General features: G+C 74.3%; 11 protein-coding genes, 2 tRNA genes and 1 riboswitch. Of the genes, 8 read left to right on the top strand and 5 right to left on the bottom strand.

Annotated features, from left to right (window positions below; translation table 11 throughout):
* Nucleotides 1–30: 30 nt before the first annotated feature.
* The 7 genes from ACZ6KF_RS14350 to ACZ6KF_RS14320 all read left to right on the top strand — a co-directional run bounded on the left by ACZ6KF_RS14350 (nt 31) and on the right by ACZ6KF_RS14320 (nt 6,642).
* Nucleotides 31–1,566 carry an amino acid permease gene (locus tag ACZ6KF_RS14350; RefSeq protein ID WP_469238551.1) on the top strand — a complete coding sequence of 512 codons (1,536 nt, stop codon included), beginning with the start codon at nt 31–33 and terminating at the stop codon, nt 1,564–1,566.
* 99 nt (nt 1,567–1,665) lie between these two features.
* Nucleotides 1,666–1,738, top strand: a tRNA-Lys gene (locus ACZ6KF_RS14345).
* A gap of 197 nt (nt 1,739–1,935) precedes the next feature.
* Complete coding sequence (locus tag ACZ6KF_RS14340; protein WP_356636955.1) at nt 1,936–2,352, top strand: VOC family protein; 417 nt, start codon at nt 1,936–1,938, stop codon at nt 2,350–2,352.
* 112 nt (nt 2,353–2,464) lie between these two features.
* Nucleotides 2,465–3,595 (top strand): dihydrofolate reductase family protein, encoded by a 1,131-nt coding sequence (locus ACZ6KF_RS14335; RefSeq protein WP_469238549.1) that lies wholly within the window; start codon nt 2,465–2,467, stop codon nt 3,593–3,595.
* Between the two features lie 247 nt (nt 3,596–3,842).
* Nucleotides 3,843–4,949 carry an alginate lyase family protein gene (locus tag ACZ6KF_RS14330; RefSeq protein ID WP_469238543.1) on the top strand — a complete coding sequence of 369 codons (1,107 nt, stop codon included), beginning with the start codon at nt 3,843–3,845 and terminating at the stop codon, nt 4,947–4,949.
* Between the two features lie 73 nt (nt 4,950–5,022).
* A tRNA-Met gene (locus tag ACZ6KF_RS14325) sits at nt 5,023–5,096 on the top strand.
* A 327-nt stretch (nt 5,097–5,423) separates the two neighbouring features.
* A riboswitch (cyclic di-AMP (ydaO/yuaA leader) is annotated at nt 5,424–5,581 on the top strand.
* A gap of 11 nt (nt 5,582–5,592) precedes the next feature.
* Nucleotides 5,593–6,642, top strand: coding sequence for a M23 family metallopeptidase (locus tag ACZ6KF_RS14320; RefSeq protein WP_469238541.1), 1,050 nt, complete (start codon nt 5,593–5,595; stop codon nt 6,640–6,642).
* An 84-nt stretch (nt 6,643–6,726) separates the two neighbouring features.
* On the opposite strand, the gene ACZ6KF_RS14315 is transcribed toward ACZ6KF_RS14320, so the two are convergent.
* From ACZ6KF_RS14315 to ACZ6KF_RS14300, 4 genes are all read right to left on the bottom strand, one after another.
* Complete coding sequence (locus ACZ6KF_RS14315) at nt 6,727–8,022, bottom strand: PrsW family intramembrane metalloprotease (protein ID WP_469238539.1); 1,296 nt, start codon at nt 8,020–8,022, stop codon at nt 6,727–6,729.
* A gap of 9 nt (nt 8,023–8,031) precedes the next feature.
* Nucleotides 8,032–8,853 carry a tRNA (guanosine(46)-N7)-methyltransferase TrmB gene (gene trmB, locus ACZ6KF_RS14310; protein WP_469238537.1) on the bottom strand — a complete coding sequence of 274 codons (822 nt, stop codon included), beginning with the start codon at nt 8,851–8,853 and terminating at the stop codon, nt 8,032–8,034.
* A gap of 310 nt (nt 8,854–9,163) precedes the next feature.
* On the bottom strand, nt 9,164–10,372 hold the full coding sequence (gene lhgO, locus ACZ6KF_RS14305; protein ID WP_356636943.1) for an L-2-hydroxyglutarate oxidase: 1,209 nt from the start codon (nt 10,370–10,372) through the stop codon (nt 9,164–9,166).
* A gap of 111 nt (nt 10,373–10,483) precedes the next feature.
* Nucleotides 10,484–11,908 carry an MFS transporter gene (locus ACZ6KF_RS14300; RefSeq protein ID WP_469158787.1) on the bottom strand — a complete coding sequence of 475 codons (1,425 nt, stop codon included), beginning with the start codon at nt 11,906–11,908 and terminating at the stop codon, nt 10,484–10,486.
* Nucleotides 11,909–12,646: 738 nt separating this feature from the next.
* On the opposite strand from ACZ6KF_RS14300, the gene ACZ6KF_RS14295 reads away from it, so the two are divergent.
* On the top strand, nt 12,647–14,731 hold the full coding sequence (locus tag ACZ6KF_RS14295; protein WP_356636939.1) for an asparagine synthase-related protein: 2,085 nt from the start codon (nt 12,647–12,649) through the stop codon (nt 14,729–14,731).
* A gap of 438 nt (nt 14,732–15,169) precedes the next feature.
* Here ACZ6KF_RS14295 and ACZ6KF_RS14290 read toward each other — a convergent pair whose 3' ends face one another.
* The gene (locus ACZ6KF_RS14290; RefSeq protein WP_469238534.1) at nt 15,170–17,095 is read right to left on the bottom strand and encodes a sigma-70 family RNA polymerase sigma factor; all 1,926 of its coding nucleotides are present in this window, start codon (nt 17,093–17,095) and stop codon (nt 15,170–15,172) included.
* Nucleotides 17,096–17,640 lie beyond the last annotated feature (545 nt).

Genomic DNA, 17,640 nt, shown 5'->3' with positions numbered 1-17,640 from the left:
CACGCCCCCGGCATGGGCATCGCTGGGGGCATGACAGATGACGCCATCGCGAGCGGGCCGTCGGACGAGGAACGGCTGGCCCAGCTCGGCTACACGCAGGTTCTCGCCCGCCGCATGTCGGCGTTCTCCAACTACGCGGTCTCCTTCACGATCATCTCCGTCCTGTCGGGCTGTCTGACCCTCTATCTGTTCGGCATGAACACGGGCGGCCCGGCGGTGATCACCTGGGGCTGGGTCGCCGTCGGCCTGATGACGCTGTTCGTCGGCCTGGCGATGGCCGAGATCTGCTCGGCGTACCCGACGTCGGCGGGCCTGTACTTCTGGGCCCACCGCCTCGCGCCCGCCCGCACGGCCGCCGCGTGGGCCTGGTTCACGGGCTGGTTCAACGTGCTCGGCCAGGTCGCCGTGACGGCCGGCATCGACTTCGGCGCGGCGTCCTTCCTCGGGGCCTATCTGAACCTCCAGTTCGGCTGGGAGGTCACCCCGGGCCGCACGATCCTCCTCTTCGCCGGGATCCTCGTCCTGCACGGCCTGCTGAACACGTTCGGCGTCCGGATCGTCGCCCTCCTCAACGGCGTCAGCGTGTGGTGGCACGTGCTCGGCGTCGCGGTGATCGTCGGCGCGCTGACCTTCGTGCCGGACGAGCACCGGTCCGCGTCGTTCGTCTTCGGCGAGTTCGTCAACAACACGGGCTGGGGCAGCAGCGCCTACGTCGTCGCCCTCGGCCTCCTGATGGCGCAGTACACCTTCACCGGGTACGACGCCTCCGCGCACATGACCGAGGAGACCCGCGACGCCTCCACGGCCGGCCCGAAGGGCATCGTCCGCTCCATCTGGACGTCCTGGATCGCGGGCTTCGTGCTGCTGCTCGGCTTCACCTTCGCCATCCAGTCCTACGAGGGCGCCCGCACCTCCGCGACCGGCGCCCCGCCCGCCCAGATCCTCCTCGACGCCCTCGGCGCCACCGCGGGCAAGCTGCTGCTGCTCGTCGTGATCGGCGCGCAGCTGTTCTGCGGGATGGCGTCGGTGACGGCCAACAGCCGCATGATCTACGCCTTCTCCCGCGACGGCGCACTGCCCTTCTCCCACGTCTGGCACACGGTCAGCCCCCGCACCAGAACGCCCGTGGCCGCGGTGTGGCTCGCCGCGGGCGGCGCCCTCGCGCTCGGCCTGCCGTACCTGATCAACGTCACCGCCTACGCGGCCGTCACCTCGATCGCCGTGATCGGCCTCTACATCGCCTACGTCATCCCCACCCTGCTGCGCCTGCGCAAGGGCGACGCCTTCGAACGGGGCCCCTGGCACCTGGGCCGCTGGTCCCGGGCGATCGGCGTGGTGGCGGTGGCCTGGGTCGGCGTGATCACGGTCCTGTTCATGCTGCCGCAGGTCTCCCCGGTCACCCCGGAGACCTTCAACTACGCCCCCGTCGCCGTCCTGGTCGTCCTCGGCTTCGCCGCGACCTGGTGGCTGGCCTCGGCGCGCCACTGGTTCCTCAACCCCGACCACCCCCGCGCCCGCGCCCACGCCGGACCCCGCGTCACGGCCCCGGAACCGGCCGACCCGTGACCCCCGACGCCCTGCCGCCGACGCGGAGACAGCGCGTTGTCCGATACCCGATCGGCGACAGGGCGTCGTCCGGCTATGCTCGGGGAGGCAACATCGCCTGGGCCCTTAGCTCAATTGGCAGAGCAGTGGACTTTTAATCCATTGGTTGTGGGTTCGAGTCCCACAGGGCCTACACCTCACAGCGCCCCGGCCTGGTTCACGAACAGGCCGGGGCGCTGCTGCGTTGGACGTTCCCGCGATGCCGTGCGGTGTCCCTCACCAGGCCCTGAGCCCGCCCGGCAGGCCGTTGTCAGTGGGGGGCGTTAGTCTCCGCGTATCCGGATCGTTCGGCTGTTTCGTCCCGATTCGGGGCGGTTTCAGGAGGGCATCATGGCATCGCGTCTCAACCCCTACATCAGCTTCGACGGCGACGCCCGGCAGGCGCTGGAGTTCTACAAGGAGGTCTTCGGCGGCACGCTCCGGCTCAGCACCTTCGGCGAGATGGGCCAGGGGGAGGGCCCCGACGCCGAGAAGATCATGCACGGCATGCTGGAGACGCCCGCCGGCTTCACCCTGATGGGCGCCGACAACCCGCCCGGGATGCCCTACACGCCCGGCACCGACCACGCGGTGAGCGTCAGCGGCGACGACGACGCCGAGCTGCGCGGCTACTGGGAGAAGCTCTCCGCCGACGGCACCGTCACCGTGCCGCTGGAGAAGCAGATGTGGGGCGACGTCTTCGGGATGTGCACGGACCGGTTCGGGGTGCAGTGGATGGTCGACATCGCGGAGCCGGAGGAGGGCTGAGGCGGCGAAGGCGGCCGCAAGGGCGAGACGGGGGACGGCGGCAGGTGCGAGGCCGGGACGGTCAGACTGAGGGCGAGTCCTGTCCGTTCCTGCTCCCCGGGTGGATACGCCGATGCCCCTTCCCCACGTCCTGCTCTCCGCCGCCGTCTCCCTCGACGGCTACCTGGACGACACCGGCCCCGACCGCCTGATGCTGTCCGGCCGGGCCGACTTCGACCGGGTCGACGAGGTACGGGCGTCCGTCGACGCCGTCCTCGTCGGCGCCGGCACCATCCGGGCCGACAACCCGCGGCTGCTGGTCAACTCCCCCGAGCGGCGGGCGGCGAGGGTGGCGGCCGGCAAGCCCGCGTACCCGCTCAAGGCGACCGTCAGCGGCTCCGGCGACCTCGACCCCGGCGCCGACTTCTGGCACACCGGCGGGGAGAAGGTCGTCTACACGACCGCCTCCGGCGCCGAGCGACTGCGCGCCGCCCGGATCGCCGCGGACGTCGTCGCCATCGGGGACGCCCTCGACTGGCGGGCCGTGCTGCGGCACCTGCACGAAGAACGCGGCGTTGGGCGGCTGATGGTCGAGGGGGGCGGCGTCGTCCACACGCAACTGCTGCGGGCCGGGCTCGCCGACGAACTCCAGCTGGTACTGGCCCCGTTGCTCGTCGGGCAGCCGGACGCCCCCCGGCTCTTCGGACCCGGCCCCTACCAGGGCGGACGGCTGCGGCTCGTGGAGACGCGGGCCATCGAGGACGTCGTCCTCATGCGCTACGAGCCCACCGCACCCGGCGCCGGGCAGCTGCCGTCGGCCGCCGACCGGCGCTGGCTGGCGCTCGCCTGCGAGCTGGCGGAGCGGTGCCCGCCCTCGCGCACGGCGTTCAGCGTGGGGGCCGTGGTCGTCGCGGCGGACGGCGCCGAACTGGCCCGCGGGCACTCGCGCGAGGGCGGGGACCCGGTCGTCCACGCGGAGGAGGCGGCGCTCGCGAAGATCGCCCCGGACGATCCGCGGCTCGCCGGAGCCACGGTGTACAGCAGCCTGGAGCCGTGCGCCCGACGCGCCTCCCGGCCGCGCCCCTGCGCCCGGCTGATTCTGGACGCGGGTGTCCGCCGGGTGGTGACCGCCTGGCGGGAGCCGGACACCTTCGTCACCGGCGCGGACGGCAGCGGACTGCTCGCCGCGGCCGGCGCCGACGTCGTCGTCCTGCCGGAACTGGAGGAGCGGGCCAAGGCGCCCAACCGTCACCTGGCGGGGTGAGGAGTGTCCGTCGCCGGTGGTGCGGAGCAGCGGTGGAGCGGGCGGGGCGCGCCCTCCCGTCCGGCCGGTGCGCTGCCCGCTCCCCGTCCGGCGGACCGCCCATCGGCCCAACATCCGCTGCGCCCCGCCGCGCGCCGGGTCACGCTGCCCCTGGGTGAAGCAGCACGGCAGGACGGACGCGGAGGCGGCGCGCATGAGGGCCATGAGAGCCACGAGGGCTGTGAGAGCCACGAGGGGCACGAGGGTTGTGAGCAGGCGGGTGGTCCTGGGCGTGGCCGGCGCGGGGCTCGCGGCGGCGCTGGCCGGCGGGCTGGTCGGGGCGTGCGGGGTCATGGACGCCGGGGGACGGACCATGGTGCGCGCGCTGCCCGCCGACGCCGGGTTCACCCACCCCGGCGTGCTGGTCAACGCCCGGCAGCTGGACGTCGTACGCGAGAACGTCACCGCCGGACGGCAGCCGTGGCTGAAGGCCTACCTCGACATGCGGGACAGCCCGTACGGGTCGTACCGGCACCGGGCGCGGCCGGTGAGGACCGTCCACTGCCCCGGCGGCAGGGCCGGGCGCGGCTGCGCCGCCGAGCGAAAGGACGCGATCGCCGCCTACACGCAGGCGCTCCTGTACGGCGTCACCGGCAAGCGGCAGCACGCCGAAAAGGCGATCGAGATCATGGACGCGTGGTCGGAGAGGCTGCGCCGGCACACCGGGGGCGACGCCGCGCTGCAGGCCGCGTGGACCGGCGGGACCTGGGCGCGGGCCGCCGAGATCGTGCGGCACGCACCGGGCGCCGGATGGGAGGCCGGGTACATGCGGCGGTTCGAGGGGATGCTGCGCACCGTCCATCTGCCCGAGGTCACCCGGCCGGGCCGGGCCGACGACGGTCACCGGGAGCTCGTCGCCGCCGACGCCGCCCTCGGCATGGCCGTCTTCCTCGACGACCACCGGGCCTTCGACGCCGCCCTCCGCCGCTTCCGCGAGCACGTCCCCGCCCAGTTCCCGCTGGAGCGGGGCCGGTCCGCCGCCCGCACGGACTGCCGGCACCTGCGGCGGACCGGCGCCTCGCTCGCCGCCGCCGCGCACATCGCCGAGACCGCCTGGCACCAGGGCGTCGACGTGTACAGCGAGGTGGAGGACCGGCTCAGGGCCACGCTCGACCGGCAGGCGGCGGGGCTGCGGCGGTGCGGGGGGACGGCCGGGCCGCCGCCGGCGGTCGTCCTCAACCACCTGGAACAGCGGCTCGACAAGCCCGCCGCGGCCGCCCGCAGCGCTGCTGCCCGGCCCGGGGCCCTTTCCGGCACCGACCACCGCTTCGTCGCCTGGGAGAGCCTCACCCACACCGGCAACCCCGGCGGTTGAGGAGCGGGCGGTCCGGGTCGGCGAAAACCCTGGCGTGAGGGCTCCCGCGGATGGCGTACACTGGATTCATCGACGCGGGGTGGAGCAGCTCGGTAGCTCGCTGGGCTCATAACCCAGAGGTCGCAGGTTCAAATCCTGTCCCCGCTACTGAAGGCCCAGGGCCGGAATCCTGATCAGCAGATCATGGGTTCCGGCCCTGAGTGTTGTCCGCGCCGACCGCGCTGTCCGCGGCACGCCCCCCACCTCGGTCACGTCAGGTAGTCGTACGACCGTGCACGGGTAACATCTGAGACACCGTCATAAACTCGTCCGCACCTGAGCCCGGGTCAACTCGCCCGGTTTTCGCCGCTCGTGAGCCGTACGTCCCGGCCGAAAACGTTAATGATCAAGCTGAACGGCTTGGAATTCAGGCCCCGGTTCTATTAACGTCCGATAACGCAGCGCGGTCGTCCCAGCCGTCACAAGAGGCGGCTCCGTGCGCACACGCCGAATCCCGCAAGGGAACCGGGGAACCATCACCTTGGGGTGAATCGGGCGTAGGCCGCCGTATCGGCACGGATGGTTTACGCGCGTAGGAGACCTTCCTGCTCCGAACCCGTCAGCTAACCCGGTAGGCGAGAAGGAAGGAAAGGAGTACGCCCACGTGGCGTCCAACCCGCCTGCCCCGCAAGCCCCGTTCTTCCCGGCACCGCGCTCCGAGGACACCGTCGTCTACGGCGGACAGCGCACCGACGAGGGGCCGTGGGAGGAGTGGAACCCCACCGCCGACTCCGTCCGCCCCGTCCGTGGCAAGCACCGCGTCGCCAAGCAGCGCGGCGGCGGACTCGCCCGCAGCTCCACCGTTCTCGGCGTCGGCGTCATAGCGGCCGTCGGCGCGGGCGGCATGGCCACCGCGCAGACCGGCAAGCCGCCGGTGTCGATCTCGATGCCCGACCTGCCCAACGTCGGCTCCCTGCTCTCGGACGACGCCGAGGACGCCGCCGACACCGCCGTCGCGCAGACCGCCGCCGCACCGCTCAGCGGCGCCGGTGTCACCACCGCCGACACCGCCCTGGGCACCACCGACGCCGGCGAGGCCCTGCGCGCCCGGATCATCGCCCAGGCCGAACAGCAGCAGGAGCAGGTCGAGAGCAAGGCCGCCGCGGAGGCCGTCGCCGCTGCCGAGAAGGCCGCCGCCGAAGCCGCCGCCAAGGCCGAGAAGGAGGCGGAGGCCAAGGCCGCCGCCGCCAAGGCCGCAGCGGAAGAGGAGGCCCGCAAGAAGGCCGAGGCCGAGCGCCTCGCCGAGCTGGCCCGCCAGTACACGCTGCCGACCTCCTCGTACACCCTCACCTCGACGTACGGCCAGGCCGGCGCCATGTGGTCGTCCGGCTACCACACCGGCGTCGACTTCGCCGCCCCCACCGGCACCCTCATCAAGGCCGTCCACACCGGCACCATCACGCAGGCCGGCTGGGACGGGTCGTACGGCTACAAGACCGTGCTCACCCTCGAGGACGGCACCGAGATCCTCTACGCCCACCAGTCGTCGATCAGCGTCACCGTGGGCCAGAAGGTCAACACCGGCGACGTGATCGGGCGCGTGGGCGCCACCGGCAACGTCACCGGCCCCCACCTCCACCTCGAGGTGCGCACCGGCGACGGCGGCGCCGTCGACCCCATCGCCTGGCTGCGCGACAAGGGCCTCAACCCCTGACGTCCGCCGCCGACGCGGCACACCTTCGATCCCCGGCGGTCCTGACGGCACCCCCCGGACGTCAGGGCTGCCGGTCGTGGGTCCTCACGTCCGGTACGGGTTGTACTGCGCCGGGTGCCACGCCTGCGGCCCCGCCGCCCACGGGGGTACGGCCACCGGTGCCACCGGCGCGGTGACGCGCGCCGCGTGCTCCAGCGCCGGACGGGCGACCTCCCGCCGGGACCACAGCTCCCGCAGCAGCTCACCCTCCCGCACGGCGAAGTCCGCCCCCGCCCTTCCCTGCCGCAGCCGGCGGCGCAGCTGCGCCAGCGAGGTCGCGCGGGACTGGTACTCGGCCACCGTGCGCGCCGCCGGCCGGCCCAGATGGTGGCCGGCGTACTCGCGGGCCAGCCGCCGCGCCCGCAGCGAGCCCAGCGCGTACGGCTCGGCCGGAGCGAGCCAGCCGGCCGCGGCGTAGGCGGGCAGTTCCTCGCGCACCGTGCGCAGTGCACGCTGCCGGCTCCAGATCACCAGCCACGTCAGCAGGCCGAACACCGGCACCATGAAACCGCCGTACACCGCGAAGAAGCCGTACTCGCCGAAGGTCGCCGAACCGTTCCACAGGGCGTGCATGCCCATCGCGAGCAGCAGCCCGCCCAGCGGCGGCAGGATCCGGCGCAGCCGCTGCCGCTCCCCGGCGAGGGCCGCGAGTCCGAAGCCGATGCCGGTCAGGACGGTGAACAGGGGATGCGCGAAGGGCGACATGACGACCCGGACGAAGAACGTCGCCGCCGTGACCGTGGCGATGCCGTCACCGCTGAGCCGGTCGGCGCCGAAGGCGTTGCCCAGGTAGAGGATGTTCTCGGTGAAGGCGAAGCCGGTCGCGGTGATCCCGGCCAGGACGACGCCGTCGACGATGCCGGTGAGATCGCGGCGGCGGAAGAGGAACAGCAGCAGGACGGCGACGGCTTTGGTGGTCTCCTCGACGACCGGCGCTATCACCGTCGCGCCTAGGGTGTTCGCGCTCGCCGGGTCGGCGGTCGCCGTGGCGATCCAGCGGACGGCGAAGCTGTTGGCGACGATCGCCATCAGCGCCGCCGCACAGGCGCCCCAGGCGAAGGCGAAGGCCAGATTGCGCCAGGGGCCGGGATCGACGCGGTCCAGCCAGCGGAAGACGGCTATGAGCAGCGGCACCGGCAGGACGGCGAGTCCGAGGCCGACCAGGAACCCGTCGGTGCCGGTCTCCTCGCGGACCAGGGCGAGGATGACCAGCCCCGACATCGCCAGCAGCGTGGTCAGCGCGGCGTAGCCCAGCCGGCGCCGCCGCCACCAGGGCGCGTGCGCCGGGACGCCGCCGTCCGGAGCGGCTAAGGGCGTCGGGTGCGGGGGACCGGTGGCCACTGCGCCCCCTTACGGCAAGGACCGGTGCGGTACGCGGCGGAAGAGCAGGTCGTTCACGGCATGGCCCTTGTCCAGGCCCTGGCCCTCGAAGCGGGTGAGGGGGCGGAAGGCGGGGCGTGGCGCGAAACCGCCGTCGGGGCTGGTGTTCTCGTACGCGGGGTGCGCGGTGAGCACCTCCAGCATCTGCTCGGCGTACGGCTCCCAGTCCGTGGCGCAGTGCAGGATCGCCCCCGGCTTCAGCCGGGCTGCGGCGAGGGTGAGGAAGTCCGGCTGGATCAGCCGCCGCTTGTGGTGCCGCTTCTTCGGCCAGGGGTCGGGGAAGAAGACGCGCAGACCGTCGAGGGAGTCGGGGGCCAGCATCTCGCGCAGCAGGATGATGGCGTCGCCGTTGCCGACCCGGACGTTGGCCAGGCCGTTGCGCTCGGCCAGGCCCAGCAGGTTGCCCTGGCCGGGGGTGTGCACGTCGACGGCGAGGATGTTGGTGCCGGGGTCGGCGGCGGCCATCTGGGCGGTGGCCTCGCCCATGCCGAAGCCGATCTCCAGGACGACGGGGTGGTCGTTGCCGAACAGCTCGGCCAGGTCGAGGACGCGCTGCCCGTCGATGTCCAGGCCCCACCGGTGCCACAGCCGTTGCAGGGCGTCCGCCTGCCCGGCGGTCACCCGGCTCCGGCGGGGCTGGAAGCTCCGGATCCGCCGCTCGAAGTGCGACCCGGCGGGATCCGCCTTGGGCCCGTCCGGGAACCTCGGCTCCGCCTTGTCCCGGCCGCGCGACGGAGCGGTGCCGGGGGAGGCGGAGCGGAGGGCTTCGGGGGTGTTCACGGAGTCAGACACAGTGGGGTCGATTTTACGGGCGGCGGGGGCGTGCGGCGTGCGGAGACGGTGCCGGTGCCATCCCCGGCGCGGTCCGCGGGGCGCCGACGCCCGTACGCGGTTCTGCGTTCGCCGGGTTGTCGGTGGCATGCGGTCCCGCGCCCGCCCGGCTTCCATCGGTGCGCGGTTCCGTGCCCGTCCGGCCCTCGCGAGGGCGCGGTTCCGTGCCCGCCCGGCTCCCGCCGGTGCGCGGTTCCGCGGCTGCCCCGTCCTCGGTGACACGCGACCTTGCGTTCCTCCGGACCTCGGCGGCACGCGCACCCCCTCACGCTCACGCCCCACTCAGCACCCCCAGCACCCGCCGCGCCACCTCCCGGCCGATCGGCAGCGACGCCGTGGCCGCCGGGGACGGGGCGTTCAGAACGTGGACGACGCGCGGCGACTCCCGGATCAGGAAGTCGTCGGCGAGGGAGCCGTCGCGCAGCACCGCCTGGGCGCGCACCCCGGACGACGCCGGGACCAGGTCGTCCTGCGTCACCGCCGGGAGCAGCCGGCGCACCGCCTCGGTGAACGCCGCCTTCGAGGCGGAGCGGCGCAGCTCCCCGGCGCCGTACCGCCAGTGGCGGCGGGCCATCCGCCAGGCGCCCGGCCAGGTGAGGCTCAGCGCCAGCTCGCGCGGGCGGACCACGCCCGGACCGTAGCCCTCGCGGGCGAGCGCCGGGACGGCGTTGGGACCGATGTGGACGCCGCCGTCGATGCCGCGGGTGAGGTGCACGCCGAGGAACGGGAACGCCGGGTCGGGGACGGGATAGACCAGGCCGCGGACCAGCTCGGGCCGGGCCAGCTCGTAGTACTCGCCGCGGAAGGGGATGATCCGCATGCCCGGGTCGTCGCCGGTGAGCCGGGCGATCCGGTCGCAGTACAGCCCGGCGCAGTTCACCAGGGCCCTGCCGCGCAGCACCGCGCCGGCCGCCGTGCGCACGGCCACGCCCAGGGACGGGCGGCGGTCGACGGCGACGACCTCGGCGTCGTAGTGGATCCGCGCGCCGGAGGCGTCGGCGAGCCGGCGGGCGACCTCGGAGTAGTCGCAGACGCCCGTGGTGCCGACGTGTATGGCGGCCAGGCCCCGCACCTCGGGCTCGTACTCGGCGATCTGCGCGGCGACCAGCTCCCGCACCGGTATGCCGTTCTCCCGGCCGCGCTGGACCAGGGCGTGCAGCCGGGGCAGCTCGGACCGCTCGGTGGCCACGATGAGCTTGCCGGTGACGGCGTGCGGGATGTCGTACTCGGCGCAGAACTTCACCAGCTCGGCGGCGCCGCGCACCGCGAACCGCGCCTTGAGGGAGCCGGGGCGGTAGTAGACGCCGCTGTGGATGACGCCGCTGTTGCGGCCGGTCTGGTGGCGGGCCGGGCCCGGCTCCTTCTCCAGCACGGTCACGCGGGTGCCCGGCGCGGCGCGGGTGATCGCGTACGCCGTCGACAGGCCGACGATCCCTCCGCCGATCACCAGCACGTCGCAGTCGTAGGCGATCTTGTGCACCTGTTTCACCTCCCGGCTTCGATAGTGCACTGCGCCACTGACAATGCCCTCAAAGCCGGGTTCCCGCCCGGAACCGCCCGGCGGGCCGTCCCGGGCCGTCGCCGTACCCGGTCAGGCGGGCGCCATGAGCAGCGGCCGGGCCCGCTCGCGCAGCTCCACGACCCGCGGCTCGTCGCCGTACGGCTCCAGGCGGTGCAGGAGGTCCCGCACGTACTCGGTGGTGCGTGCGGAGGAGATCCGGCCGGCGACCTCGACCGCCCGCACGCCCTGCTCGCAGGCCGCGTCCAGGTTGCCGGACTCCAGTTCGGCGACGGCGGAGACGACGAGCCGCAGCCCGTGCGAGCGGACGAACTCCTCGGTGGGCCGGGACAGGGCCTGCTCGGTGAAGCGGCGGACCTGGCGCGGGGCCTTCAGGTCGCGGTAGCACTCGGCGGCGTCGGCGGCGAACCGGTCGTAGCCGTAGAAGCCGAGCCAGGAGGGGTCGTTGTCGCCGTCGCGGGAGCGCTCCAGCCAGGCTTCGGCCGACTTCAGGGCCGCGCCGGCGGCCTGGGCGTCCCCGGCGCGCGCGTGCGCGCGTGCCTCGACGAGACGGAAGAAGCTCATGGTGCGGGCGGTGGCCAGCCCGCGGTTGCGCTCCAGGGCGGCCTGCGCGAGGTCGACGCCCTCGTCGCCGAAGCCGCGGTAGGTGGCCTGGAGGGACATGGAGGCCAGGACGTAGCCCCCGAGGGGGACGTCGGCCGCCGCGCGCGCGAGACGCAGCGCCTGGATGTAGTACCGCTGGGCGGCCTCCTGCTGGCCGGTGTCGAAGGCCATCCAGCCCGCGAGCCGGGTCAGTTCGGCTGAGGCGCCGAACAGGGCGCGGCCCACCTCGTCGGAGTAGGAGCCGAGCAGCAGCGGCGCGGCCTCCACCCGCAGGCACTCCGGCACCATCGACGAACGCCAGTCGCCGCCCCCGTACTTGGAGTCCCAGCGCCGGGCGTCCTCCGCGGCCTCCCGCAGCTTGCGCACGTCGCTGTGGCCGACCTTGATCGGCGTCCCGGCGGCCTCGGCGGGGCCGGCGTCGCGGGCGACCGAGCTGTCGGCGGGCGTTATCAGCCACCGCGAGGCGGGGGTGGCATAGGCGCTGACCGCGAACGACCCGGCGAGCGACTGCCAGATGCCGCCCGAGCCCGCCCGCCGGCCGGCGAGGTCCAGCCGGTACAGCTCCGTCGCCGAGCGCACCGCCTGTCCGACGTCCCGGGGGAAGGCGAGGCCCACCTCCGGAGCGGGGTCCGCGTCCGCCAGCCCGATCTCGTGGAGCGGCACAGGGCGGCCGAGCTTCTGCCCTATCGCGGCGGCGATCAGGTGCGGCGCGGCGCCCTGCGGCACCATGCCCTTCGACACCCAGCGCGCCACGGAGGTCTTGTCGTAGCGAAGCGTCAACCCGCGTTGCGCGCCAAGGTCGTTGACGCGTCGCGCGAGGCCGGCGTTGCTGATTCCCGCGAGGGCGAGAACGGCGCCGAGTTTTTCGTTCGGCCCGCGTTGCTCCCTGGACATGCGCCACCCCTCGACACAGACGGCTGCCGCTCTGGCATAACCGCGCGGCATTCGTAAACCCAGCGTAGTTCGCCGCATCCCAAGCGTTAAGAGGCATAGTTCCGGATGGCGGGATTGTGGCGCGTACGGAAGTACGGTCCCGGTACGGACTGTTGCGGCGTGCCCGGCGCGTGCCCCGGGGTGTGTGGCCATGCGCCCGCCCGTGCGCTCTCCTCCGGCCGGCCGGGCGGGGGTTCCATGGCTGTGCGTGGGTCGGCCCGCTGTACTGGACCAGTGGGCTGGGGGATACCGCCGCCTACATCCCCGCTGGCGGCGGACCGGTCCGGGAGGCGAGTGGCGTCTCCCGGACCGCGCGCGTGCGCCGGTGGTGCGCCCAACCTGTACGGAGCGTGTGCGCGGCGCGCGCAGCTGCCGGACCCGGCCCGGGATTTGGCCGAAAATATACCCCTGTCCATGAAGGTCAATTCCCGCTGCTACCACGGGATTTGAGGGCGCATTGGCGGTTTGCGGGGAGCGCGCCGGGGGCGCATTCGCATCGGCTCCGCGTGCACCGCGGCGGATGCCGGACGCCGCACCGGGGAGAAGTGTGCACATGCGACCGGCACTTGGCAGGAGTGCGCGGGCGCATTTCGATGGCCTCCGAGCGGCTCCGCCGCCGCTCCGCGGCGCGTCCTTCGTGGCAGCATGGGGAACCGGTTCCGGAAGTGCACTGGTTGTCCACAGCTTGTGGAGGCGTCGATGCGGTGGTTGGTGGGATGGAGCAGCACCGCCGCGGGCGTCGCCGGTCCCGGCTCGGCGGGCGCGACCGGTCACGACGGCGAGACCCTGCACCCGGTGGGTTCCCAACTCCTGTGGGGCGACCCCGATCCGCTGTGGGCGGTCGGCGACTGGCGCCCCGACGAGGTGCGCGTCGTCACGGCCGACCCGGACACCCGGATCGCGGTGCTCGGCACCTGCGGCGCCTCCGACGAGGCCCTGCGCGTCGGCCTGTTCGCCGCGCGCGGCGGGGCGCTGCGTCATCTGACGGCCTGGTCCGGCAGCTACACGGCGGTCGTGCGGATCGGCCGGCGGATCACCGTCTGCGGCGACATCGCCGGCGCCCGGCCCGTCTTCCACACCCCCTGGGCCGGCGGCACCGCCTACGCCACCGCCGCGCTGCCGCTCGCCGACCTCATCGAGGCCAACCTCGACTTCGGCCACCTCGCCGCCCTGCTGGCCGCCCCCGACGTCCCCGACGCGCTGCACGACTCCACCCCCTACGACGGCGTACGGCGCGTTCCGCCCGGGCACGCTCTGATCCTGCGCGCCGGTGCCCGCGAGGTTGCCGGGTACGAGCCGGTCGCCTCCCTCGCGGTGGCCGCGCCGCCCGCCGACCCGGATAGCGCCGTGGACGGCGTGCGCGAGGCGCTCGTCGAGGCCGTACGCGCCCGCCTCGCCGCGCCCCGCCACGTCCCCGGCGCCGACATGGACCCCGGCCCCGTGCCCGGCATGGGACCGGCCGAGCGGCGCGCCGCGCGCGGCATGCCGGTGCCCGGCATCGGGGCCGACCTCTCCGGCGGCCCGGCGTCGGCGACGCTCGCCCTGCTCGCGGCGGGCCTGCCCGGAATGCCGGGCACCATCCTGGGACACGGCACGGGCGCGGGGGAGCGGCTGCTGGCGGTCACCTTCAACGATCTGGCGGTCGGCGGCCAGGAGGCCGAGCTGGAGCGGGCCGGGGCCCTGGCGGCCAACCCGCGCCTGCACCACGTGGTGGTGACCGGCGGCGAGGACACCCTGCCGTACGCCCATCTGGAAGGGCCGCTGACCGACGAGCCGGCGTCCACCCTGGTGACGGCCGCCCGCCACCGCGCCCGCCTCGCCGCCGGCAGCGCCGACCACCTCACCGGCCACGGCGCCCGCCAGGTGCTCGACGCCCACCCCGCCCGCCTCGCCGACCTGCTGATGGACCGGCAGCGGCGGCACCTGGTCCGCCCGGTGGCCGCGCTGGCCAGGGCCGACGGCTCGGTCCTGGTTCCCGCGCGGGTGTACGCGGCGGCGCGGCGGCTGGCCCGCACCACCTATCGGGAGGGCCTGGAGAGCCTCGCCGACCAGCTGCGCCGGCACCGCTTCGAGGACCCCGGCGGAGCGGTGGAGGCTTCGCTGGCCGCGCTGACCTGGGCGAGACCGGGGCCGGCGGCGCGCTGGCTGACCGGGGAGGCGCTGGCCGAAGTATCGATTCGCTTGCAGCGGGCGACCCACCGCTCGGGCATCGGCCCGGGCCTGCGTCCCGGCGACTTCCGCGCGCGGGCGGCCCTGGCGCGGGCCGCGGCCGACCTGCGGGTCCTGGAGCAGGCGGCGGAGATCCGCTTCCAGCGGCTGCACGCCCCGTTCCTCGACAACCAGGTCGTCCGCGCCTGTCTGGCCCTGCCCGAGTCGCTGCGGGTCAAGCCGGGGGCGCGGGCGGCGATCCTGCGCACGGTGTTGAAGGGGGCGGGCGTCGACGGCCTGCCGCCGGGTTGGGGCGCGCCCTCGCAGGCCCCGGCGGCCGCCGCCGAACGGACGGGGCTGAGGGTGGCCGTGGACTCGCTCGTGGAGCTGTTCGACACGCCGCTGCTGGCCGAGGCGGGGCTGGTGGAGGCGCGGGTCGTCCGCAAGGCGCTGCGCGCGGCGGCCCAGGGCGAGCCCCTGCCGCTGGACGGCCTCGCGGACCTGGTCTCCCTGGAGCTGTGGCTGCGCCGTCTGCTCGCCCGCCGGGGCACCTGCTGGACGGGAACTCCGGCGCGTGCGCGTGCGGTGCCGACGGGCATCCAGCCGCGGCGGGGGGCGCTGGCGCCGGGTGGGTAGTGCGGGCCGCTAGGCGGGGTGTTGAGGGCGGATCGGTGCTTCGAAGCAGGAGCAGCGCTCTCGCATGTATGCAGTGATCTGGCACAGGTGCTCTGCTCTGGGTGGCGACCGCTGCCCAAAGTCGGGAGCACTGATCCGCTTCCTGTGCACCGCTCCGGACCGAGCGCTCCGCTCCAACAGATGTGCACCGCTCCGGATCAAGCGTCCCGCTCCGAGGGGTGTGCGCCGCTCCGGATCGAGCGTCCCGCTCCAAAATGTGTACAGCGCTCCCGGTTGAGCATCCTGCTCCAAGATGTGTGCACCGCTCTCCGGACTGAGCCGCCCAGCCCCCAGCAACCAACGTGTGCACCGCTCCAGGCGCACGGCTCTCCCGCCGGACGGGCGTGAGCGGGTTCGCCCAGGAGGACGCGCGAGGCTTCGCCGAAACCTTTCGGCGTCTCAGGAGCAGGTGAAGGACGAGTTCGCCCAGTCCGCCAGCGCCACGTCGTCGAAGTGGCTGTGCGGCTCGACCACCAGGCGCACGGTCTCGCGCCCGGCGAGGCTCACACGGATCGGCACCGCCGCGTCGCCGCCCTTGATCCGGCCCGACCTCCACAGCTGGTCGCCGTCCGCGTAGACGGAGAAGTAGACGTGGCCGAGCTTCTGCGTCAGGTCGTCCACCCCGACCACGGCGTCGTACGAGGTGCAGGCCCGGTTGAGGTCGATGGTGACGGAGGAACTGCCCTGCACCGTCGCGCCGTGCGCGTACGTCGTGTCGCCGATCGACAGGCCCTGGCGCTGCCAGACCCAGCTGCTCTCCGCCATCCGCAGCTCGGGCCCGGTGCCGTCGCCGTTGACGTCGTACGACAGCTCGCTCAGCTCGAAGGCGGCCGGAGCGGGCGGCGGCGTCGGAGCCGGGGTGGGTGTGGGGGTCGGGGTGGGCGTCGGGGTCGGGGTCGGGGTGGGCGTGGGGCTCGGCTTCCGGGAAGGGGTCGGCGTGGGGGCGGTCGGTGTCGGGGTGGGCGTGGGCGTCGGGGCCGCCGCCGGGACGGCGGGGGGCTGCGGCTCGGGCTCCTCGGGGGCCGGGACCGGGGCGGGCGGCTCGGGCAGGGCGGCCGGCGCCGACACGGGCGGTCCGGCCTCCGGCTTGCGGGCCGGGGCCTCGCCGCCGACCAGCGCGAGCGCCAGGGCCGCCGCGGCTGCGACCGCGACGACACCGGCCGCGATCCCCGCCTTCACCGGTGCGCCCAGCCCTTCCGAGGCCGCCGCGCCACCGCCCGCGCCCGCTCCGCCGGACGAACCGCCCGCCGTCGCGGCAGCGCCGGCGGCGCCCGCCGCACCGGCTCCCGCGCCCCCGGCGACGAGCCCGGCCGCCTTGGCGTACCCGGCGGCGCCGAACCAGCCGATGACCGCGACCGGCACGACCGCGGGGATGCCGCCGGCGAGCTCCTCGATCTGGCTCGCCGCCAGTCGGCACCTGGCGCACTCCTCCAGGTGCTTGCGCAGCCCCCGCTCCGCGCGCGTGCGGAGCCTTCGGCGGGCGTACGTGCCGAGCTGGTCGGCGTAGCGGGCGCAGCCCTCGTCGTCCGCGAGGGACGTGCTGACGTGGGCCTGGAGGTAGGCCTGCTTGAGGCCCTCGCGGGCGCGGCTGGCCAGCACGCGCGTGCCGTTGGCGTCCAGCCCGAAGAGCGTGGCGACCTCGCTCGGCGACTCGTCCTCGACCTCGGTGTGCCACAGCACGGCCTGCCAGCGCTCGGGCAGCGAGCGGAACGCCTGCATCGCCAGCGACTGCTCGGCCTCGTGCATCGCCCGCACGTCGGCGCCCAGGTCGAGCGTGTCGGTGTCGGACACCTCCGAGGTGCGCGTCGCCTGTGCGGCGAACACCGCGAAGTCGTCGACCAGGTGCTCCCGCTTGGCGGAACTCGTCCAGTTCGCGGCGACCCGGCGGACCGTGGTGAGCAGATAGGCGCGCACGGCGTGCTCGGGCCCGGAGCCGCCGCGCACCGCCTGGAGCACGCGCGCGAAGACCTCGGCGGTGAGGTCGTCCGCCGTGTGGGCGTCCCGGCAGCAGGTGCGCGCATACCGGCGCACGGCTTCGGCATGGCGCCGGTACAGCTCCTCGTACGCCGTGTCGTCACCCTCGCGCATCCGCCCGATCAGCTCGGCGTCGGACGGCGGCAGCTCCACCGGCGGCGGCAGGACGCCGTCCTCCCGCCAGTCGCGCTGCGCCGGGACGCCGTAGGGCAGGTCGTCGGCGTAGTCGGCATGGTCGGCGTACTGGACGTCCGGTCGCTCCTTCTGGCTCGGCACCAGCGGCGACGGCACGGCGTCGCCGGTCTCCGCGCCGCTCTCGCCGAGTGCCTCGTCCCGCCCGTCAACGCTCATCGCGCCGCCCCCGCCGCCTGCCGAACCGTCCAGAACACCGGGTCAGACTGCCATATTCGAATGTGTTCCGGACGGGCCCCGGGGACCATTTACCTGTTCGTGGGGTTTCACCGCGAACCAGTGCAAGACGTCACTCGAACGGGGCAGAATGCAACCGCCTCCGCCCCGCATCGAGTTGACGGACCTCACCCGCACGGGCCGGACCGGCGTCGGCGAGCGCGGTCGGCGGCTCCGCCTCGGGACCCCACCGCAGGCCCGGACCGCACGGAGCCCCTCCGCACTCGCACCGGCCCCGTCCGCCGCGAACCGCGTCCGCGCCGGACCACCGCGTGTCCGGACCACCGCGTGTCCGGACCACCGCGCGTCCGCGGCGAACGCCGTCCGCGCCGGACCACCGCGCCACGACGGACCTCACCCGCCCCGGACCACCGCGCGCTCACGCCGGTCCGCACCCGCCCCGGACCACCGCGCGCTCACGCCGGTCCGCACCCGCCCCGGACCACCGCGCGCTCACGCCGGTCCGCACCCGCCCCGGACCACCGCGT

Source organism: Streptomyces sp. NPDC046379 (genome assembly GCF_055587785.1).
This window is presented reverse-complemented; position numbering and strand designations above follow the sequence as displayed.

What these genes read in the sequence shown, in the direction of transcription:
- ACZ6KF_RS14290 (WP_469238534.1), bottom strand. Translation starts at nt 17,095, where the DNA reads ATGAGCGTTGACGGGCGGGACGAGGCACTCGGCGAGAGCGGCGCGGAG.
- ACZ6KF_RS14335 (WP_469238549.1), top strand. Translation starts at nt 2,465, where the DNA reads ATGCCCCTTCCCCACGTCCTGCTCTCCGCCGCCGTCTCCCTCGACGGC.
- ACZ6KF_RS14340 (WP_356636955.1), top strand. Translation starts at nt 1,936, where the DNA reads ATGGCATCGCGTCTCAACCCCTACATCAGCTTCGACGGCGACGCCCGG.
- ACZ6KF_RS14350 (WP_469238551.1), top strand. Translation starts at nt 31, where the DNA reads ATGACAGATGACGCCATCGCGAGCGGGCCGTCGGACGAGGAACGGCTG.
- ACZ6KF_RS14295 (WP_356636939.1), top strand. Translation starts at nt 12,647, where the DNA reads ATGCGGTGGTTGGTGGGATGGAGCAGCACCGCCGCGGGCGTCGCCGGT.
- ACZ6KF_RS14300 (WP_469158787.1), bottom strand. Translation starts at nt 11,908, where the DNA reads ATGTCCAGGGAGCAACGCGGGCCGAACGAAAAACTCGGCGCCGTTCTC.